Annotated in this window: 19 protein-coding genes; 9 read left to right on the top strand and 10 right to left on the bottom strand. The window is 66.0% G+C overall.

The window, feature by feature from the left end; translation table 11 throughout:
- Positions 1-50: 50 nt before the first annotated feature.
- From IE158_RS05495 to IE158_RS05485, 3 genes are all read left to right on the top strand, one after another.
- Positions 51-842, top strand: coding sequence for an RNA methyltransferase (locus IE158_RS05495; RefSeq protein ID WP_189642668.1), 792 nt, complete (start codon positions 51-53; stop codon positions 840-842).
- A complete protein-coding gene (locus IE158_RS05490) occupies positions 839-2,521 on the top strand; it encodes a GAF domain-containing sensor histidine kinase (protein WP_189642667.1) in 1,683 nt (560 codons plus the stop codon). The genes IE158_RS05495 and IE158_RS05490 overlap by 4 nt, the downstream gene beginning before the upstream one ends.
- A gap of 64 nt (positions 2,522-2,585) precedes the next feature.
- Entirely contained in the window at positions 2,586-2,990 is a 405-nt protein-coding gene (locus IE158_RS05485; protein ID WP_189642666.1) for a hypothetical protein, read from the top strand.
- 49 nt (positions 2,991-3,039) lie between these two features.
- On the opposite strand, the gene IE158_RS05480 is transcribed toward IE158_RS05485, so the two are convergent.
- From IE158_RS05480 to cdd, 6 genes are read right to left on the bottom strand one after another with little or no spacing between them, the layout of a single operon-like run.
- Positions 3,040-3,528 (bottom strand): DUF3809 domain-containing protein, encoded by a 489-nt coding sequence (locus IE158_RS05480; protein ID WP_229838922.1) that lies wholly within the window; start codon positions 3,526-3,528, stop codon positions 3,040-3,042.
- Positions 3,525-3,815 (bottom strand): DUF3248 domain-containing protein, encoded by a 291-nt coding sequence (locus tag IE158_RS05475; RefSeq protein ID WP_229838921.1) that lies wholly within the window; start codon positions 3,813-3,815, stop codon positions 3,525-3,527. The genes IE158_RS05480 and IE158_RS05475 overlap by 4 nt, the downstream gene beginning before the upstream one ends.
- Complete coding sequence (purD, locus tag IE158_RS05470) at positions 3,812-5,068, bottom strand: phosphoribosylamine--glycine ligase (protein WP_189642665.1); 1,257 nt, start codon at positions 5,066-5,068, stop codon at positions 3,812-3,814. The genes IE158_RS05475 and purD overlap by 4 nt, the downstream gene beginning before the upstream one ends.
- 10 nt (positions 5,069-5,078) lie before the next feature.
- Positions 5,079-5,996 (bottom strand): MBL fold metallo-hydrolase, encoded by a 918-nt coding sequence (locus tag IE158_RS05465; protein ID WP_189642664.1) that lies wholly within the window; start codon positions 5,994-5,996, stop codon positions 5,079-5,081.
- 23 nt (positions 5,997-6,019) lie between these two features.
- Positions 6,020-6,193: a hypothetical protein gene (locus IE158_RS05460; RefSeq protein WP_189642663.1), complete on the bottom strand. Its 174-nt coding sequence runs from the start codon at positions 6,191-6,193 to the stop codon at positions 6,020-6,022.
- Between the two features lie 17 nt (positions 6,194-6,210).
- Positions 6,211-6,648, bottom strand: coding sequence for a cytidine deaminase (gene cdd, locus IE158_RS05455; RefSeq protein ID WP_189642662.1), 438 nt, complete (start codon positions 6,646-6,648; stop codon positions 6,211-6,213).
- A gap of 115 nt (positions 6,649-6,763) precedes the next feature.
- Between cdd and IE158_RS05450 the strand changes: the two genes are divergently transcribed.
- Both IE158_RS05450 and IE158_RS05445 read left to right on the top strand, forming a co-directional pair.
- Positions 6,764-7,159, top strand: a complete 396-nt coding sequence (locus tag IE158_RS05450; RefSeq protein ID WP_189642661.1) for a ComEA family DNA-binding protein — start codon at positions 6,764-6,766, stop codon at positions 7,157-7,159.
- Positions 7,152-9,431 carry a DNA internalization-related competence protein ComEC/Rec2 gene (locus tag IE158_RS05445; protein WP_229838920.1) on the top strand — a complete coding sequence of 760 codons (2,280 nt, stop codon included), beginning with the start codon at positions 7,152-7,154 and terminating at the stop codon, positions 9,429-9,431. The genes IE158_RS05450 and IE158_RS05445 overlap by 8 nt, the downstream gene beginning before the upstream one ends.
- Before the next feature lie 39 nt (positions 9,432-9,470).
- Here the strand turns inward: IE158_RS05445 and IE158_RS05440 are convergent, their stop codons facing one another.
- From IE158_RS05440 to IE158_RS05425, 4 genes are all read right to left on the bottom strand, one after another.
- Entirely contained in the window at positions 9,471-10,337 is an 867-nt protein-coding gene (locus IE158_RS05440) for a peptidylprolyl isomerase (protein WP_189642660.1), read from the bottom strand.
- Between the two features lie 128 nt (positions 10,338-10,465).
- Positions 10,466-11,464 carry a M20/M25/M40 family metallo-hydrolase gene (locus tag IE158_RS05435; protein WP_189642659.1) on the bottom strand — a complete coding sequence of 333 codons (999 nt, stop codon included), beginning with the start codon at positions 11,462-11,464 and terminating at the stop codon, positions 10,466-10,468.
- A 127-nt stretch (positions 11,465-11,591) separates the two neighbouring features.
- A complete protein-coding gene (gene mutY, locus IE158_RS05430; protein ID WP_189642658.1) occupies positions 11,592-12,629 on the bottom strand; it encodes an A/G-specific adenine glycosylase in 1,038 nt (345 codons plus the stop codon).
- A complete protein-coding gene (locus tag IE158_RS05425) occupies positions 12,630-13,844 on the bottom strand; it encodes a hypothetical protein (protein ID WP_189642657.1) in 1,215 nt (404 codons plus the stop codon).
- A gap of 140 nt (positions 13,845-13,984) precedes the next feature.
- Here IE158_RS05425 and IE158_RS05420 point away from each other — a divergent pair, with 140 nt between their 5' ends.
- From IE158_RS05420 to IE158_RS05405, 4 genes are all read left to right on the top strand, one after another.
- Positions 13,985-14,308, top strand: a complete 324-nt coding sequence (locus tag IE158_RS05420) for a hypothetical protein (RefSeq protein WP_189642656.1) — start codon at positions 13,985-13,987, stop codon at positions 14,306-14,308.
- Between the two features lie 182 nt (positions 14,309-14,490).
- Positions 14,491-16,959 carry an endopeptidase La gene (lon, locus tag IE158_RS05415; RefSeq protein ID WP_229838919.1) on the top strand — a complete coding sequence of 823 codons (2,469 nt, stop codon included), beginning with the start codon at positions 14,491-14,493 and terminating at the stop codon, positions 16,957-16,959.
- Positions 16,960-17,091: 132 nt separating this feature from the next.
- Positions 17,092-17,634: a YqgE/AlgH family protein gene (locus tag IE158_RS05410; RefSeq protein ID WP_189642654.1), complete on the top strand. Its 543-nt coding sequence runs from the start codon at positions 17,092-17,094 to the stop codon at positions 17,632-17,634.
- The gene (locus IE158_RS05405) at positions 17,631-18,284 is read left to right on the top strand and encodes a YggS family pyridoxal phosphate enzyme (protein ID WP_189642653.1); all 654 of its coding nucleotides are present in this window, start codon (positions 17,631-17,633) and stop codon (positions 18,282-18,284) included. Before IE158_RS05410 ends, IE158_RS05405 begins: the two co-directional genes overlap by 4 nt.
- Positions 18,285-18,379: the final 95 nt, after the last annotated feature.

Raw genomic sequence — 18,379 nt, 5'->3', positions numbered from 1 at the left:
TGCCTGCGGAGAGCCCCTCCTTCCCGTCCTCAAGCGCTAACATCCTCCCCGTGACCCGCCCCGTTTCTGAGCAGTCTGACCTTTCGCACGCTTCCAGCCTCGCGGTGGTGCTGGTGTCGCCCAAGACGCCCGGCAACATCGGCTCGGCGGCCCGCGCCATGCTGAACATGGGCGCGTCTGACCTGCGGTTGGTGGCCCCGCGCTGTGACCACCTCAGCAAAGAAGCCCGCGCTTTTGCTGTGCACGCCGAAGAGTTGCTGGAACGTGCCCCGGTCTACGCCACGCTGGCCGAGGCGCTGGCCGACCGTGACCTGAGCATCGGCACCTCGGCGCGGGAGCGGGCCGACATGCCCCGGCCCCAGCATCCGGCGGCGCTGCGTGGGCGCGTGCGGGCGGCGGCGTCTCCGGCGCTGGTGTTCGGCCCCGAAGAAACCGGGCTGCTGAACGCTGACCTGGAGCAGTGCCAGGCCACGGTGCGGATTCCCACCGCCGACTACGCCAGCCTGAACCTGGCCCAGGCGGTCCTGCTGGTCACTTACGAGTTCCTGCAGGGCGGCGAGGAACCGGCCAGCGGCGAGCGCAAGACGGCCACCCGCGGCGAGATGGAAGACATGTACGCGCACCTGGTGGATGTGATGCACCTGACCGGCTACACCGACGCCGTGCGTGCCCGGCACACGCTGCGGCTGTGGCGGCTGATGCTGGACCGTGCCCAGATGTCCAGCGCCGAAAGTCGGCTGTTCCGGGGCCTGCTGCGCCAGGTGCAGTGGAAAGTGAAGCAGGGCGTGCAGGCGCAATCTGCGGACGTGCCGGGCGCTCCGGGGCAGGATACAGCTGAATGAGACGCCTGATTCCCCCCAATCCCCTCGCCCAGCGTGAAGAACTGCTGCGCAAGGTGCTTCCGCCGCTGATCATGGTGGTGGTGCTGGTGGTGGAAGTGCTGATTTCGCAGCTGCGCGACCTGCGATTGGAATTCTGGGCGCACCTGCTGTTCTACGGCATCGCCGGGCCCACCGTGACTTTTTTTGCGCTGGACTGGATTGCTGAAGGAGCGCGGGCACGGGCCAGCGCCGAGGCCGAGCTGCGCGGCCTGTACGAAGAACTCAGCCGTTCACACGAGCAGCTTCAGCATATTCAGGCGCTGATGCGGGACCTCACCGAAGCGGGCGACCTCGGCGCGGTGCTCGAAGTGGGTGCGCGTGGAGCCAAGCGGGTCAGTGGAGCGGGGCGGGCGTCGGTGCGGCTCCCCGGTGGCCTTGAGGCCACGGCCACCGGCTCGGCTGAGGCTCACCATCCGCTGCGGGCCGAGCTGCTCACGGGGGGCTGGCTGGAACTGCAACTGCCCCGCCCGCCTACGCCCGGCGACGAAGCCCTGGCCCACGCCCTGGCTGCTGAGATTGGCACCGCCGCGCAGGCCGCGTGGCAGCGCACCCAGGACCTGATGACCCTGCACTCGGTGGATGACTCTATCCGCGCCGAGCGCAACATGCGCCGCTTGCTGCTGCGCGTGACCGGCACCATGGCTGAGCGGGCCGGAGCCGATTTCCGCGCTGTGTACCTGATGGACCAGGACGGAGTGCTGCGGCCCGAAGCGGTGCAGGTGGGGCATGACGCCCTGCCGCCGAGTGGCGCGTCTGTCCCGGCTTTCGCGCAGCGGGTGGCGCAGGCCGCCGAGCCGCTGCGGGCCACCCCTGACGAGGCCGAAGCGTTCGAGTGGGGCGACAGCGCCATCGGTTTTCCTATGCGTGACGAGGCCGGGCTGGTAGGCGTGCTGATTCTGGGCCACGCTGAGGCCGGTGCTTTTGCCGAGGCCAACATGCCGCTGCTGGCCCTGATGGCTTCGCAGGCGGCGCTGGGGGTCCGCAATGCCCGCGCCTACCTGTACTCTGAAGAGCTGGCGATCAGTGACGAGCGCACCCGCATCGCCCGCGAAATTCACGATGGCGTGGCGCAGTCGCTGGCATTCTGCGCCATCAAGTTGGACGTGGTGGCCCGGCAGATTCACAGTGACCCTGAGCGGGCCGAAGCCGAGGTCCGCGCCGCTGGGGCGCTGCTGCGCGAGCAGATTCAGGAAGTGCGCCGCTCCATCTTTGCGCTGCGGCCCATCAACCTCGAAAAGTACGGTCTGCTCGACACCATGCGGATGTACGTACAGGACTTTGGAGAGCAGAACAAGCTGCGCACGGCCCTGGACATTTCCGGCGAAGTGGCCCTCTCCAAAGGTGACGAGGCGATTTTGTTCCGCATCCTGCAAGAGAGCCTGAACAATGTCGCCAAACATGCCGCCGCCAGCAGTGTAACCGTGACCCTGGAAGGCGGTCCGTGCTGGCTGCAGCTGCGCGTACAGGACAATGGCCGGGGCTTTGATCCTGAGCAGATCAGTGGCCGGGTCAGCAGTGCGGGCGGCCTGGGCCTGACCCAGATGCGTGAACGCATGGAAAGCCGGGGTGGTGAGTACGCTGTGGTGAGTGAACCGGGTAGGGGCACCCTGGTTGAAGCCCGGCTGCCACAGGTAGGCTGAGAAGGCCGCTGGTTGCCCCCAGGTAGGGGAGGATAGGCCCACAAAGGAGCGCTAAAGTAGAAACATGAAAAAACTCATAGCGGTGTTGGTCCTTGCTCTCAGTCTTCCCCTGGCCAGTGCTCAGGTTGACCTGGTCGAGGAAGACAACAACCCTCAATTCAATGCCTTGATTCAACAGCAAAAGCTAGGTAGCTGCGAGGCGGACACTTATGGAGCTTCGCTGGACGCCGATGAAGATGGTCGCCCCTATAATCTGAACTATCAGGAGAACCTTGAAGTCAATGATGAGTTGATGGCTTCCTTGAAGGAAGGCATTGCCGAAGAGGGCAGCACCTTCAAGCTGCTGAAGACCGTCAAGGACAGCCCCATTTCGTTTATTCGCCTGGTGGAGATAGACGGTGACAAGATGGCGGACCGCTACGTGTACCTCAGCGGCTACGAATTCAACGAGTGGTGCTGGCTGAAGTAAGCTCGCCTCTCGGGCGGGTAGGGATGCACACGCTGTGTCCCTGCCCGCTTTAGTTCATGCTTGCCTGGAGCTGCCCCGGCAGCTCGGTCAGCACGCGCTCGATGGTGCGCTGAGCGGTGGCCCGCACCATCTTTTCGAAGGCGGCTCCACCAAGATTGCCGCTGTCGGGCAGGCGCAAAAAAGCCTGAAAGTCGAAGCTCAGCTCCACTGGGGTGCCGCCTGCGGTCTGCGCCGGTTCTCCCACCACTGCCTGGCCGTTCACCTCAACCCAGCCGCGCCGCTCTGTCAGGGGCTGGGGCGTCAGGTCAGCTCCTGACTCGGTGGCGGTCAGCAGACTGGCAAAGGGCAGTGTGATTTCGCCCAGCAGGGGTACGGGGACGCGCAGCTCACCGCTCAGCGTGTGGCTGTCCAGCTGGACGTCCTGGAGAAAAGTGACCTGTGCCAGTGCCCGCTCAGCGGCCCGCGCCCAGGCCAGCGCAGCGGCCCGGTCACCGGGGTGGTGCAGCGTAAAGACCTGCCGGGCACCGAACTGCATCATTCGACCCACTCCAGCCGAATCTGCCCGGCGGCCAGCGCCTGCTCCAAGTCGGCGTCGGGAACACTGCGCAGGCGGCTGAGCGCTGCAAACTGGCCCGCCGCGCTGGCGTAGCCCACCCGCACGACCACTTCATCGGTCAGGTCATCGCGGCCAATGCGCCAGACCAGATGCTGGCCCAGGGCGTCCAGCTGCTGCGGGGTGAGGCGGGCTGCCCCTTCGGCCTGCGATTGCTCTTGCTCCTGACCCGGCGCCCCCCCGGTGTGGTGTGGCCCCTCTGCATCGGTCACGGCTCCTCCTGCCGCGCCCGGCCCAGGCCGATGCGGGAGCCGATGTCGCGGCGCAGCTGTGCGCCCTCAAAGCCCACCCGGTCCGCCAGTGCATAGGCGCGTGCCAGGGCTTCCGGCAGCTCGGGGGCAGTGGCGGTCACGGCCAGCACACGCCCGCCATTGCTGACCAGCTGGCCCGCTTGCTCGGCGGTGCCCGCGTGGAAGATGAACTCGCCCGCCGCTGTCTCGGGCAGGGTCAGGGGGATGCCTTTGGCGGGCGTGCCCGGATAACCGGGAGCCGCCAGGATGATCACGGCGCTGGCCTCCTCCTTCCAGCGCACGGCTGCCGGGTCAAGCTGGCCCTGGGCGGCAGCCAGGGCGTGCGCTGCCAGGTCGCTTTCCAGCAGCGGCAGCACTGCTTCGGCTTCCGGGTCACCAAAGCGGGCGTTGAACTCCACCACTTTGGGACCCTGCGGGGTCAGCATGAGCCCAGCGTACAGCACACCGCAAAAGGGCAATCCTTCGGCCCTTAGCCCGGCCAGCGTGCGCTCTATCACGTCGCGCCGGATGGTCTCCATGTCCGCGTCACTCACCGGAAAGGGGCAGATGACGCCCATGCCGCCGGTCATCGGGCCGGTGTCTCCCTCGCCAATCGTCTTGTGGTCCTGACTGGGCGGGGTCAGGGCAAAGTGTTCGCCGTCGGTGAGTGCCAGCACCGAGACTTCTTGCCCGGTCATGAATTCCTCGATGACCACCGCCGCATTTTGCTGCTCAAAGATGGCATGTAATGCGGCCCTGGCTTCCTCGCGGGTGTGCGCGATGGTCACGCCTTTGCCCGCCCGCAGACCCGCGTCCTTGATCACGGTGGGCAGCGGCTGGGTGTCCAGGTAGGCCAGCGCCGCGTCCAACGTCTCGAAGGATTGGTGCGCGGCAGTCGGCACGCCGCAGCGCTCCATAAAAGCTTTGCTCCAGGCCTTGTCGCTTTCGATTTGCGCGGCTTTCTTGCTGGGACCAAAGGTGGGTATACCCGCCGCCCGCAGCTCGTCGGCCAGTCCCTGGGCCAGATAGGCTTCTGGCCCGACAATCACCAGCTCGGCCCCCCGCTCCCGGGCCAGGGCCACCAGTGAGGCATTGTCCTGCGGCCAGTGCACCACTTCGGCCACCCCGGCGATGCCTGGATTGCCTGGCGTGCAGACAACCTGATGCCCACTGCGCGCGCAGGCCTGTGCGATGGCGTGTTCTCGGGCACCGCTGCCCACCACAAGGACGTTCACTTGTTTTTCCTCATGTCGTTTCTCCTGTTCGGGCTTGCTGCTTGGCCCAGTAGCGGGCCAGACCCATCACATTCATGGCGGGCGGTGAAGCAAAGCGGTAAGCCGCTGCCAGGCCCGGCACACTGCTTTCCACCTGCTCCAGCACCCACTCGGTAAATGGCTCATACAGCTCGGCTGGGTCTTTGCCCTGCGCCAGGCGTTCACGCATCCACTCGGCTTCTTCGGCCAGGTGGGCCAGCAGGGCGTCCCAGTGCTCTGCGTCCTGCGCGTAGGTGCCGAAATGGGCCAGGTGCAACCGGCGCACATCCAGCTCCCGCAGCAGCGCGGCGCTTGCCTGCCAGGCGGCCAGGTCAATATCGGGCGGCGGCGTGGGGGGCCGGGTGGGCTGGCGCGGGTCCAGCCGAATCCCGCCCACATCGCCGGTATACAGCTCGTCGCCTGCCACGTAGGCCAGGTGGTGAACAGCGTGCCCCGGCGTGTACAGTGCCCGCACTTCAGCGCGGCCCAGGCGCAGGGTTTCGCCGCCTGCCAGCGCGGTCAGGCGGTCTGCGTCCAGCGGGCGCATCTCGCCCCACAGGGCTTCCATCTGGTCGCCGTAAATCTGCGCGGCGCTGGCGTATAGCCGCTCGGGGTCCACCATGTGCCGCGCACCGCGCTCGTGGACATACAGCCGGGCGTGGGGCGACAGTTCCAGCAGCTGCCCCGCCGCGCCTGCATGGTCAAAGTGAATGTGGGTCAGCAGGATGTGGCGCACATCGGCCCACACGGCCCCCAGCTGCCCTAGTCCAGCTTCCAGCGCTTCGAGTGTGCTGCCGGGGCCAGTGTCTACCAGCGCCAGGCCGTCGCCCGTGTCCCAGGCATAGACGGCAATCACGCCCGGCGTGGCCTGAAAGTTCAGGTCAATGGTCTGCGGTTCAAAGTTCTGCATGTTGCATGTTTCCTTTTCCCGGTTCAGGCGTTGCCAGTCAGCCGGGCACCGGCCAGGATGACCGCCGCCAGGAACTGCACGGCAGCAATCAGCCGGAAGATGCCCACCTGCGGCGAGGTTCGCAGCGCTCCGAAGGTCAGTGACAATACCCCAGCCGCGCTCAGCACGATAAATCCGACCACCACCCACAGCAGCATGCGGGCAGTATACGGGCTCAGCCTTCGGCGTTTTCCAGGCGGAAGCCGTGCGGCAGGAAATCGCGCACGTATCCACTGATGATGTCGCCCTTGTGGTTCACGCAGACCACGCGGGCCTCGGGAGCAAATTCAAACAGAATCTGGCGGCAAGCGCCGCAGGGGCTGGCGGGCGGCTCGGCTTCGGAGTACACCACGATGTCACTAAAGTGGCGCTCACCCCGGGTGGCGAGCGTCTGCACGGCGCTCTGCTCGGCGCAGCGGGTCAGGCCGTAGGAGGCATTTTCCACGTTGGCCCCGAAGTAAATCTGTCCGCTTTCGCTGCGCAGCGCGGCCCCCACATGGAACTTGGAGTAGGGCGCATACGCCTGCTTAAAGGCGACCTGCGCCGCTTCGAGCAGCTGGGGGTCAGGGATCAGGTTCAGGGCGTTGGGGTTGCCGGCGCTGTGTTGGGTCATGGCCTGAGTGTACGTGGCGCTCCCCGTGAGGAAAAGGGGCAGAGGGCGGCGGAGCGTCCGCGCCGCGCAGCAGATGTGGCGTGGACAGCGCGCCCCTTCTATTAGACTTCAGACCATGGACTGGGGGCGCGGGGAAGCCTTTTGGACAGCCGTTCTGGCCGCTGGCGTGCTGCTGCTCGCCACACTGACGCTGTGGCCGCTGCTGTTTCCGGCGGTGCGCGCTCCACAGGTGCTGCGGCAAGACCCCGGTCCCCTCACCGTGACGCAGGCCACCGGCGAGGCCGCCCCGGAGTATCCGCGCACGGCCAGTGTGGAGCCGCTGATTTCGGGGCGGCTGAACCTGAATACAGCCACCCGCGAGCAGCTGGAAGCCCTGCCGGAAATTGGCCCTGCGCTGGCCGGGCGCATCGAAGCAGCCCGGCCTCTGCGCTCGCTGGCCGACCTGGACGCGGTCAAAGGCATCGGCCCTGCCACGCTAGAGCAGCTTGAGCCACTGGTGAAGTTTGAGTAGGCCGCAGCGGGTTCTGGGACGGATGGGCGCGGCAGAGCCAGACACTGTGGCCCCGTCCCCGGCTCCCCAACTGGGCGGCCCAGTCTTCTTGCTGCTGGGTGTGCTGGGGGCCTTGCTGCCAGCGTTGGGCTACCCCTGGGACTGGGCACTGTGGCCGCTGCTGCTGGGCCTGGCCGCCTGGGAACGGCGACCCTGGGCAGTGGCCGGGGCCGTGCTGGCGGGGGCACTGGCCTTCGCCTCGCTGCACACGGTACAGGCGCGGCCCGATCCGCTGCGGCCCTGGCTGGGCGCGCAGGTCACGCTCAGAGGTGACTGGGACGGTCAATTTCTGACCCTGCATGACCCGCCCGCCCGCGTGGCCCTCTCTCCCCGGCCCGCCGAGCGGCGCGGGAGCATAGCCGTGCATGGCCGGTTGCTGCCACCCCGTACACGTACGGTGCCGGGAGGCTTTGACCAGGCGGCCTGGTTGCGCTCGCAGGGCGGACTGCTCACGCTGGCCCCGACGGCTGTATTGGTAGGTGCCGAGGTCGGGGCGGCTCAGCCGTCCGCTTCAGTCAAGGGCACGGTGCAGGGCTGGTTTGAGTCTGGCTGGCAGGGCCTCAGCCCCCGCGCCGAGGCCCTGCTGCGCGGCGCAGAGCTGGGTGACCGCTCTGACCTGAACGAGATGGAGCTTTCGCCGGGTGTGACTGTGCGCGACGCTTTTCAGCGCTCTGGGCTCACGCACCTGCTGGCGCTCAGCGGACAGCATGTCACCCTGTTGGTGGGGGCGCTCACGCTGCTGCTCACCCGCTTGCCGCTGCCGGTCTGGGCACGGTACGCGGTGCCGGTGCTGTTCCTGCTGGCCTACTTGGGCATGGTGGTCAACACTTCGCCCAGCGTGGTGCGGGCGGGCCTGACCGGTCTGCTGGGACTGGCCGCGCTGTGGCTGGGGCGGGGACGGCTGGACGCCGCTTCGCTGGTGGCGCTTGTGGCCGCCGGGCTGCTCATCTGCTACCCGCTGTGGGTGATCACGCCAGGATTCCAGCTGTCGTTTCTGGCGGTGGGCGGGTTGCTGCTGTTGCCGCGTGTGCTGGCCCGCTTGCCCGCAGCCTGGACCCGGCCAGGGCCGCCGCTGTGGCTGACCGGCAGCGTGGCCGTGACCCTGTTGGCCCAGGCCGCCACGCTGCCTCTGATTGCGGGTTCATTCGGGGGAGTGCCGCTTTCCTCGCTGCCCGCCAACCTGCTGGCCGGTCCCCTGATGGCGCTGCTGATTCCGCTGGGCTTTCTGGCCGGGCTACTGGGGCCGCTGGGCGCTGCGCTGAAGTGGCCGCTGGAACTTCTCAGTGCGGCCTTGCTGTGGCTGGCCGAAACCTTCGGGCGCTGGCCGCTGCTGCCCTGGGGCGCGGTGGGTCCGGCGGGCTACCTGGCCTACGGGCTGGCCGCGCTGGCCGGAGTGCTGTGGCTGACGGGCCGCGTCCGGGCACCGGCAGCGCTGGGCACCCTGCTGGCCTGTATGTTGCTGACAGCCCTGCCGCCCCGGCTCAGCCCGCCCCGGCAACTGGCCTTTTTGGATGTGGGCCAGGGCGACGCCACCTTGATTCAGACCCCCGAACTGCGCGCCCTAATAGACGGCGGCGGTACCCCACGCGGCGACTACGACCTCAGCCGCACCACGGTCCCGGCGCTGCACTCACTGGGGGTTCACGCGCTGGACGTGGTGGTGGCGACCCACTCTGACTCGGACCACATCGAGGGATTGAGCGGCGTGCTGCGGGCCATGCCGGTAGGCGAACTGTGGATCGGTCAGCTGGACCCGGAGAATGCTGCCCTGGCAGAGCTGCTCAGTGTGGCCGAGGAGCGCGGCGTGCCGGTGCGCCAGGTGCGGCGCGGCGATTATGTTCAGGCGGGTGGGCTGCGGCTGGACGTGCTGTGGCCGCAGGGCAACTTCTGGAGCACCGAGCCCAACGAAAACAGCGTCGCCTTGCGTCTCACGGCCACGGGGCGGGCCGGTCAGACCTTCCGGGCAGCGCTGCTGGGCGACCTGCCCGCGCCCCTGGAGCACAGCTTGGGCCTGGGCCGGGTGGACCTGCTCAAATCGCCGCACCACGGCAGCCGGCACAGCACCTCAGCGGCGCTGTTGCAGGAGACGGGGGCGCGGGAAGCGGTGGTGAGCGTAGGCTTCAATACTTTTGGGCACCCCAGCCGTGAGGTCCGTGAGCGACTGGACGCGGCGGGCACGCGGATATGGCGCACCGACACACAGGGCACGGTACTCTGGCCGCTGCCAAAGTAGACGGAGCAGCAGCCGGAGTACCGTTTGATCAGCCAGTTCTTACTGAACCAGTCGGGCTGGCACCTTCAGATCGCAGATGCTGAAATCTGCACCTTTTTCGGCGCGCTTGGCCGCAATCTGCGCCTGGAATGTGGCGCTGTCAGGGTCAAGAATCTGCACCGTAGGCCGCTCTGCCGCTGGAAGATCGGCCAGCACCCGCACCCGCGTCATCGTGTCTGGTTGGGTAGGGGGCTCACCGGCATTCACGGCCCGGATGACTTCTTCCCCGATCACGGTGTTGCCCCAGGCGGTGTAATTCAGGCCCAGGCGGAAAGAGGAGGCTCCACGCATAAAGAAAATCTCGCTGTTGGCGCTGCCGATGTCATCACCACGGCCCATCCCGGCCACGCCAGGGCAGTAAGCTCCCCAAGCCTGGAAGTTGTCCACATTGCGGCGGCGGGTCTCGGTATCGGACACGGTCAGGATGGGCATGGAGCCCAGAAAGCCGGAGTTGGCGTCTGCGGAGCGGGTCACCTGGGTCCAGTCGGTATCAGTCGCCAATCGCCCTGAGAATTCCGGCTCCAGGTTGGGATACTGCGAGGTGCCGCCGTCTTTGTTGTTGGGGTTGCCGGTCTGCACCACAAACAGGTCAATCACCCGGTGAAACTGAAGCCCGTCGTAAACTCCCTCGCGGGCCAGCAGCTTGATACGCTCCACCGCTTTGGGAGCGAGGTCCGGGCGCATTTCCACCATCATGGTGCCTTTGCTGGTTTCGATGACCAGGACATGTTCAGGGTCCAGCGTCAGCCAGGCGGCAGCCGGAGCCGCTGGGGCCGAAACCTCTGGAGTCGGTGCAGGTTCCGTCCCACCAGCCGAAGCCCAGCCTGCTGCAAGTGCCACCACCAAGCTCAGTAAGTTTTTTCTCATGCGAAACTATATTCCATATACGTTAACATTCGCTACACATGCAGAGAAAATACTTTTCAGATAGGCAAAAGATTTGAAAGAACTTTGCCTATCTGCTTCCCTGGCAAAGCCGGTCCCTCAGGGAGACTTCAGCGGCTCGGAGGGGCCTGGAGCAGGCGAATCAGCACGTCGCTAAAGGCCCTCAGGTGCGCTTCGGTGCGTCCGGGGAATTGGGCATTCAGAAACTCAGGTGTGTCATTCGGTGTGTGCCAGACGCTGCCGACCTTCTCGGTCTGGGTGTAGCCGTCCTTGTCGCCCAGCTCCCAGTTGGTTGCCTCGAAGTAGGCATAGGGGAGGCCGCGCTTGGCAAAGGGGGCGTGGTCACTCCAGTCGCCAGTGCTGCCCGCCGGGAATTCACCTTCCAGGCCGGGGCTGGTGCGGATGTCATGGCCCAGGGTGCGGGCCAGCTCCAATGCGGCGTCACGCACGTAGCCGCCTTCGCCTGCGGAGCCATAGATGTTCATGTGATCGCCGGCAGCCAGGCTGTCCAGGTTCACTACGAACAGGGTTTTTTGCAGTGCGTCGTCGCTCATCTGCTCTGTGTAAAAGCTGGAGCCTTTGAGGCCGCCACTGCGGAAGCCGCCCGGCAGGCCATCGCTATAGCCTTCTTCGGCCCCTACAGCCAGGAAGCGCACTGTGTGGGGCAGTCGCTTGCCCCGCAGCGCCTCGGCAGCTTCCAGCAGGACCCCTACACCCGAGGCGTTGTCATCGGCACCGCGCCCGGTGTCCACGCTATCGAGGTGCGCCACCACGATGATTTCCTTATCTGAGGCCCCTGGCTGCACGGCCATCACATTGCCGGAAGTGACCGTCTGCACCTCACCAGCTGCGTTGCGGCGGGTCACGGTCAAGGGCTGGAGTTCAGGTTGGTAGCCAGCGGCGCGCAGCTGAGCAGCGACGTACTCGCGGGCCTGCGCCTCAGCTGGAGTGCCCTGCACGCGTGGGCCGATGTTGCGGCTGAGGTGCTCCATGTGTGCTAGGGCGCGTTCGCCCCGCTTTATATCCGCCGTGGGAGTAGAGCTGGGGCCGCAGCCGGCCAGCAGCGTGAGCGAAAGAGCAGAGCAGACGAGCGGAACAGCTGGGCGCATAAATTCTCCTGTTGGCAATAGAGAAAAGGGCGAAACAAGCTACGTTAGAACCAGAGTTTAAGATGGCCCTGATTGTAGACGGTCCTGGAAAAAGATGCGTATATGATGCGCCCTTAGCTCCCCGGTTTCAGAGCAGCCGCTGGGGTCCGCGCAGCAGCGCCAGAGCCTTGTGGTCCAGCCGTGACAGGGCCGCTTCACCGATAGCAGTCATTCGGCCTGGTGCCGCTGTGCCCGGCAGCCAGTACACACTGATCTGCAAGCGGCGGTGGGTCATGGCGTGCGTCACCTCGCCCAGCAGGGTGGGAGCTGTCCCCACCAGCCCGAGCCGATGCTGCAAGCGGGTGAGCGCGGTGTCCATGTCCTTTTCGCCGGGTTTCACTTCTTCCAGCGGCAGCCCAAACAGGCCGCCCAGCAGCGTGCCGGTGCGCTGTTCCAGCAGGGCGTGCTCGGTGTCGCCCACCAGCAGCGCGGCGGCGCGTATCTCCTGCACAGCTGCCCGCCGCTTGGGTGCGGGGTAGGCGGTCGGCTCTCCGCTGGCGTAGGCGGCGCACCACTCGCGCAGAGGGCAGCGGGGGCAGTCGGGGGCCTTGGGCGTGCAGACCGTGGCTCCCAGGTCCATGACGGCCTCATTCCAGGCGGCGGGCCGCGCCGGGTCCAGCAGTGCGTCGGCCTGGGCCTGCACCCAGGCATCGGTGGGTTGACGCTCGCCCTGCACGCGGGCCAGCACGCGGCGTACATTGCCGTCGCTCACGGCGTGCGCTGCTCCGTAAGCCAGGCTGCTCACCGCCGCCGCTGTATATGGCCCCACCCCCGGCAGGGCCAGCCAGCCGTCATAGGTGGTCGGAAAGCCAGCCTGCGCCACTATCCCAGCGGCCCGGTGCAGGTTGCGGGCGCGGGCGTAGTAGCCGCAGCCTTCCCAGGCCTTGAGCACGGCGTCCTGTGGGGCAGCAGCCAGGGCCTGCACCGTCGGAAAGGTGTCCAAAAAGCGCTCGTAGTACAGTCGGCCCCGCGACACCTGGGTCTGTTGCAGAAGGATTTCAGCTACCCAGACACGGTAGGGGTCACGCCCGCCCTCGGGGCCTTGCCGCCAGGGGAGGTCGCGCCGGGCGTGGTCAAACCATTCGAGCAGCGCTGTCCGTAGCGCCGGGGCAGGGGCGGGCGGCACTCAGTTGCCCAGCGGGCGCAGGGCCGAGGTGCTGCGGACCTGCACGGTGAAGCGCACTGTCGCCGCACCCCGGCGGGCCGTGACTTGCAGCTGCAATGTGCTGAACTCAAAGGCCGAGTGGGGCAGGCCGTCGGCACGGTAGACCGCCTGGCTCATCTGGGCCATGTCCAGCACTTCCAGCGTCAGGCTGCTGCGTCCGGCGTCCGGAGCTGGGATACCGGCTGGTCCTTGCACGGTCTGCTGCCAGGGCTGAGCGCGGCTCTGCGTCTGAAACAGAAAGTCTCCGCGTGAGTTCTGACCCTGATACACCCGCTCGCGCCGCACTTCCAGCGCGGGCAGCTCGGCACTGCTGACCTCGGCGCTGCTCAGGTCCGGCAGGGCCCAGTCTCGCAGCGCCGGTGCCACACCCAGCGCGGCGCGGAACAGCGGCAGCACCGGCTGCTGGCTCAGGCCACTCACCCGGTCCCCCGCCTCAAGGACTGTGCCATAAGGCGCGGCGGCTTCCGGGCTGAGGCTTTCGAGCTCGGCGCTGCCCAGCAGTCGGTAGCGGGCGGCCAGCGCCGGGTCCGGACTGCTGACTTCTACTGGCCCACGGACGCCGCCGGGCAGCAGCAGTTGACGCAACTGTACCTCCTGCGCTGGCGTGCTTGTGCCTGTGCCGGGCGTATCGGACCAGCGGGTGATCAGCTCGGTGCCTGCTGGGCTGCGGCTGAGCACCTGCAAGCTCACCGTGCGGCTCTGCGACTCTCCCAGGGCGTCCAGCGCCTGGAAGTTGGCCCGCAGTTGCTGTTCCAGTGCAGCGTTGCCCGCGTTGCCCAGCCCGCTCACCTCCAGCCCCGACAGTTCAAAGACGGTAGAACCGACCTGGGTAAGCGTGACGCCCGTGCCCGCCGGAGCCTTGAGCTCGAAGGCCGCTTGGCTAGGCTGAAGCGTGGCCGCGTTCCAGCGGGTCGCCCCACCAAAAGAGGTGCGGGGCAGTGCAGGAGCGGTGTTCTGCGCGGCGACCATATTCTGCGTGGTGGCCGAGTTCTGCGCCGAAAAGGCGGGCGTCTGGGCGGAGGCTGGTCCAGAAATCTCGGTTGGCCCAGACGTGCCGGTGGAAGTCTCCGTAGCAGTCTCCGTGCTGGCAGGGGCTGGCTGCGCTGCGCCCAGACTGCCTGGCAAGACGGCGGCCAGGAACAGCAGGGCTAGCAGTGGGCGGCCAGGTCTCTTCACACTCTGTACCTTAGCGTCTGCTTTTGCGAGAAGGCTGAGTCAGCCGGCGGCCAAATCAGCCGGGGCCGAGGGGCCTTGCCCAAAGGTTTCTGCAGGCGCACTCACCGCCGCTTGAAGGCCGGAGCCCTAGCCTAAGACGTATGACCGATTCCCCCCTTGCCCCTGAACGCGAACAGCAGGGCATCGCGTTTGCCCTGGAAGGCCTGGGTGAGCTGGAATTCGTGCAGGTGCTGCGCGACGTGACGGCTGACCCCGCTTTTCGCCGCCCACTTCAGATTCAGGTGGAGGAACCCCGCACCGGGCAGCCGGGCCGGCTGACTTTGGCCTTTGACCCTGCGGACCGGGCGCTGGCTTTGACCGCCACGCAGCGCCTCAAGACCATTTTGCTGCGCTACGGCGTGCAGGTGGACAGCATCCGAATTCCTGCTGAGGACGCCCACGGCCCTGGCCTGAGCAAGACTTAATCCCAGCAGAGGTCTACTTGAAAGAATAAAGCATGACTTGATATACTTGCACTCAAGTTTCCTGCATGGACAAGCGGTCCCGTGCCCCTGCATTTCTCTTCTCCCGGCGGACCTTTCCCTGATTTTCCGTGGGCCCTGAGTGGCCCTTCTCAATGACCTGCCAGGCAAAAAGGAGTTTCACTGTGCCTCAGTCCACTTCCACCCGTATTCCCCGCTCCGTTCCGGTTTGCCCGGTGCGCGGCAGCGTGATTTATCCCGGTATGGTGCAGCATATTGACGCCAGCCGCGCCATTTCCATCTCGGCCATTGAGGCGGCGATGGAGGGCGAAAAGTACATCCTGATCGTGTCGCAGCTTGATAAGGACATTGACGACCCTAAGGCCAAGGACCTCTACGACTTCGGGACCGTGTGCCAGATTCTGCGGGTCCGCAAGAATCCTGACGGCAGCCTGCAACTGCTGGTGTCGGCGCAGGAGCGCGCCGCCGTCAAGGCCTTTACCTGGGACGAAGAGGGTGGCTATTTCACGGCGGCCCTGCGGATGCCCCGCGCCACGTCTGGTGACGCCAAAGAAGAGCAGGCCCTGCGCCGTGAGCTGCTGGGCAAGTTCGACGAGGTGGCCGGTGCCGGGCGCATTTCGGGCGAAGCGCAGCAGGTGGCGCACGCCAAAGATGAGCTGGGCGAGCTGGCCGACCACATCGCCTTCCACATGGACTTCAAGCTGGAAGACAAGCAGGTCCTGCTGGAGCTGACCGACATTCCGGCGCGCGCCCGACGAGTGCTGAGCCTGCTGGATACCGAGCAGGAAGTGCAGGAGGTGCAGGCCAAAATCCGCGCACAGGTCAAAGAAGAGATTGACAAGAACCAGCGCGAATACTTCCTGCGCGAGCAGCTCAAGGCCATCCAGAAGGAGCTTCAGGGCGGCGGCGAGGACGGCGAGGAGCTGGACGAAGCCGAAGCTTTCCGCGCCAAGATTGACGAGCTGGGCCTGAAAGAAGACGTGAAAAAGGAAGTGGACCGCGAAATCGGCAGGCTGTCGCGGATGCATCCCGACGCCGCCGAGGCGGGCGTGATTCGCACCTATCTGACCTGGATCACCGAGCTGCCCTGGAACAAGCGCAGCGAGGACAATCTCGACATCCAGCGTGCCGCGCAGGTGCTGGACGAGGACCACTACGGCCTGGAAAAGGTCAAGGACCGTGTGCTGGAATTCCTGGCTGTGCGCCAGCTGCGCCGGATGCGTGCTGAGCGCGGTGAAATCAGCGCTGAGGACGTCAACAAAGGCCCGATTCTGGTGTTCACCGGCCCTCCTGGGGTGGGCAAAACCTCTATCGCGCAGAGTATTGCCAAGGCGCTGGGGCGCGAGTATGTCCGCATTGCGCTGGGCGGCGCCCGCGACGAGTCGGACATCCGGGGACACCGCCGCACCTATATCGGCTCCATGCCGGGCCGGATTATCCAGGGGCTGCGCTCAGCGGGCACCAAGAACCCAGTGGTGCTGCTGGATGAAATTGACAAGCTGGGCAGCAGCTATCAGGGCGACCCCTCCAGTGCCCTGCTCGAAGTGCTGGACCCCGCGCAGAACGGCAACTTTACCGACCACTATCTGAGTGTGCCCTTTGACCTGAGCGAAGTGATGTTCATCGCCACGGCCAACTACCCCGACCAGATTCCCGAAGCGCTGATGGACCGCATGGAAGTGATTGAGTTCAGCAGCTACATCGAGCAGGAAAAGCTGGAAATTGCCCGCCGCTACCTGGTGCCGCGCCAAATGGACCAAAACGGCCTGAAGAAAAATCAGATCACCATCACCGACCCCGCATTGGAACGGCTGATCAGCAACTACACCCGCGAGGCTGGCGTGCGTAACCTGGAACGCGAAATCGGCACGGTGGCCCGCAAGGTGGCCCGCCGTATCGCACTGGGCGACATCAAGCGTGCCCGCGTGACCGACGCAGAGCTGGAGCGTTATCTCGGCAAGCCCCGCCACACGCCCGAATCCGAAGCTCCGCAGGACATGGTGGGCGTGAGCACTGGCATGTTCTACACCCCGGTGGGCGGCGACATCCTGTTTGTGGAAACCAGCATCATGCCCGGCAAGGGCGGTCTGGTACTGACCGGACAGCTGGGCGACGTGATGAAGGAATCGGCCCGCGCTGCGCTCACCTATGCCAAGACCAATGCCGAGCGCTTCCACATTGACAAAGCCCGCCTGGACGACTCCGAGATTCACATTCACGTGCCTGCCGGAGCCATTCCCAAAGAAGGCCCCAGCGCTGGCGGGGCGATTGCCACTAGCCTGATCAGCGCCCTGACCGGCGTACCCGCCCGCCGCGACACGGCCATGACCGGCGAGATGACCCTGACCGGGCGCTACCTGCCGATTGGCGGCCTCAAGGAAAAAGTGCTGGGGGCCCGCCGCGCCGGCATCAAGCACATCATTCTGCCCGCGGCCAACGAGCCGGACATTGCCGACATCCCCGCGCACCTGCGGGCCAGCATGCAGTTCCACGCCTGCGCGACGCTGGATGAAGTGCTGGACCATGCCCTGGTGGGCGGCCTGAAGGCGCTGGAAGGTGAGAGCGTAACGCCGCCCCCCGCTAAGAAAGGCGGCAGCAAGGGCCGTAGCCGTAAGGGCGAAGCGAACGCGTGAGGGAGGTCTAAGGGTCCAAGAGTTGCAGGGTCAAGGAGCATTTTTCAGCTCTTTGACCCTCATTCTTTTTCCCCTTAGACCTTTAGACCCTCGGACCCTCAGACCTCTAAACTGAGAAAGGAAGAGACCGTCATGCCAGAGTTATCCCACACTCCACCCCTGACCTTTCTGGTCGCCAGTCCGCACCTGCGCGGCAGCTTCTTTGGCGACGCGCTGATTCTGCTGCTGGACCATACCGAAGAGGGAGCCGCTGGTTTGGTGGTCAATCAGCCGATGGGCACGCCCGTCAGCGAGCTGCTGCCCGACGTGCCAGACGCAGGCGGCACGGCGCTGCTGGGCGGGCCGGTGCAGCCGCAAGTGGGCTGGTGCCTGTATCAGCGCCCGGTAGGCACGGGCGGAGAGCTGCGGCTGGCCCAGGGACTGCTGGCGACCAGCCATGCCGAAACGTTTGCCGAGGTGCGGGCCACTGGGCAGACCTACTATCTGTTGCTGGGCTACGCAGGGTGGAGTGCCGGGCAACTGGAGCAAGAAACCCGTGAGGGAGCCTGGCTCTGGCTGGAAGAAGCGGCCCCGGCCCTGATTTGGGACACCCCCGCAGAGGAGCGCTGGCAAGCGGCGCTGGACCGGCTGGGTGTGGATCCCAGTACCGTCGCCAGCGGGGGAGCGCAGGCATGAGCCTCCCTGACGTGCTTGCCCGTATCCGCGCCGCTGAGGCCCGCGCAGGCCGCCTTCAGGGCAGTGCCCGGCTGGTGGCCGTGACCAAGGGACACCTGCTGGAAGAAATCCGGGCCAGGGTGCTGACCCACGGTGACTTCCCACTAGGCGAAAACCGGGGCCAGGAGGTGCGCGACAAAGTGCGCGAGTGGTCCGAAACCGCGCAGGGTGTCCCGCAGCCAGAGTGGCACTGCATCGGGCCGCTGCAATCCAACAAGGTCAAGTATCTGGAGCGGGTCGCCCTGATCCACGCCATTGAGGACGTGTCGCAGGCTGAAGTGGTGGCTGAGTATGCGCAGAAATGGGGCCATGCTCCTGGCGTGCTGCTGCAACTGCACAACGGCGAAGCGCAGAAGCATGGCATCGAGCCTGAGCGACTGGGAGCAGTGCTGTCTGGCGTTCGTGCCACTGGCCTGGACGTGCTCGGCCTGATGGTCATGGCCCCCTATGAGCAGCCAGACGAAGCCCGCCGCATTTTCCGGGAGACAGCGCAGCGGGCACACGACCTGGGACTGGCTGAGCTGAGCATGGGCATGAGCGGCGACTTCGAGACAGCGGTAGAAGAAGGCTCCACGTTGGTGCGGGTGGGCTCTGCGCTGTTTGAGGAGTGAGGACGCAATCCAGAGAAGTTAAAAAAGGCCCCGGTAGTGGTACGGAAAATCCTTCAGGCTACGTTCGAAGATTCCGTAGCTGCAAGCAGTTTAAC

The organism is Deinococcus piscis (assembly GCF_014653275.1).
GTDB classification, from domain to species: Bacteria; Deinococcota; Deinococci; order Deinococcales; family Deinococcaceae; genus Deinococcus; species Deinococcus piscis.
This window is presented reverse-complemented; position numbering and strand designations above follow the sequence as displayed.

What these genes read in the sequence shown, in the direction of transcription:
- IE158_RS05435 (WP_189642659.1), bottom strand. Translation starts at nt 11,464, where the DNA reads ATGCGCCCAGCTGTTCCGCTCGTCTGCTCTGCTCTTTCGCTCACGCTG.
- IE158_RS05480 (WP_229838922.1), bottom strand. Translation starts at nt 3,528, where the DNA reads ATGATGCAGTTCGGTGCCCGGCAGGTCTTTACGCTGCACCACCCCGGT.
- IE158_RS05485 (WP_189642666.1), top strand. Translation starts at nt 2,586, where the DNA reads ATGAAAAAACTCATAGCGGTGTTGGTCCTTGCTCTCAGTCTTCCCCTG.
- cdd (WP_189642662.1), bottom strand. Translation starts at nt 6,648, where the DNA reads ATGACCCAACACAGCGCCGGCAACCCCAACGCCCTGAACCTGATCCCT.
- IE158_RS05465 (WP_189642664.1), bottom strand. Translation starts at nt 5,996, where the DNA reads ATGCAGAACTTTGAACCGCAGACCATTGACCTGAACTTTCAGGCCACG.
- IE158_RS05420 (WP_189642656.1), top strand. Translation starts at nt 13,985, where the DNA reads ATGACCGATTCCCCCCTTGCCCCTGAACGCGAACAGCAGGGCATCGCG.
- IE158_RS05490 (WP_189642667.1), top strand. Translation starts at nt 839, where the DNA reads ATGAGACGCCTGATTCCCCCCAATCCCCTCGCCCAGCGTGAAGAACTG.
- IE158_RS05450 (WP_189642661.1), top strand. Translation starts at nt 6,764, where the DNA reads ATGGACTGGGGGCGCGGGGAAGCCTTTTGGACAGCCGTTCTGGCCGCT.
- IE158_RS05410 (WP_189642654.1), top strand. Translation starts at nt 17,092, where the DNA reads ATGCCAGAGTTATCCCACACTCCACCCCTGACCTTTCTGGTCGCCAGT.
- IE158_RS05460 (WP_189642663.1), bottom strand. Translation starts at nt 6,193, where the DNA reads ATGCTGCTGTGGGTGGTGGTCGGATTTATCGTGCTGAGCGCGGCTGGG.
- IE158_RS05405 (WP_189642653.1), top strand. Translation starts at nt 17,631, where the DNA reads ATGAGCCTCCCTGACGTGCTTGCCCGTATCCGCGCCGCTGAGGCCCGC.
- IE158_RS05440 (WP_189642660.1), bottom strand. Translation starts at nt 10,337, where the DNA reads ATGAGAAAAAACTTACTGAGCTTGGTGGTGGCACTTGCAGCAGGCTGG.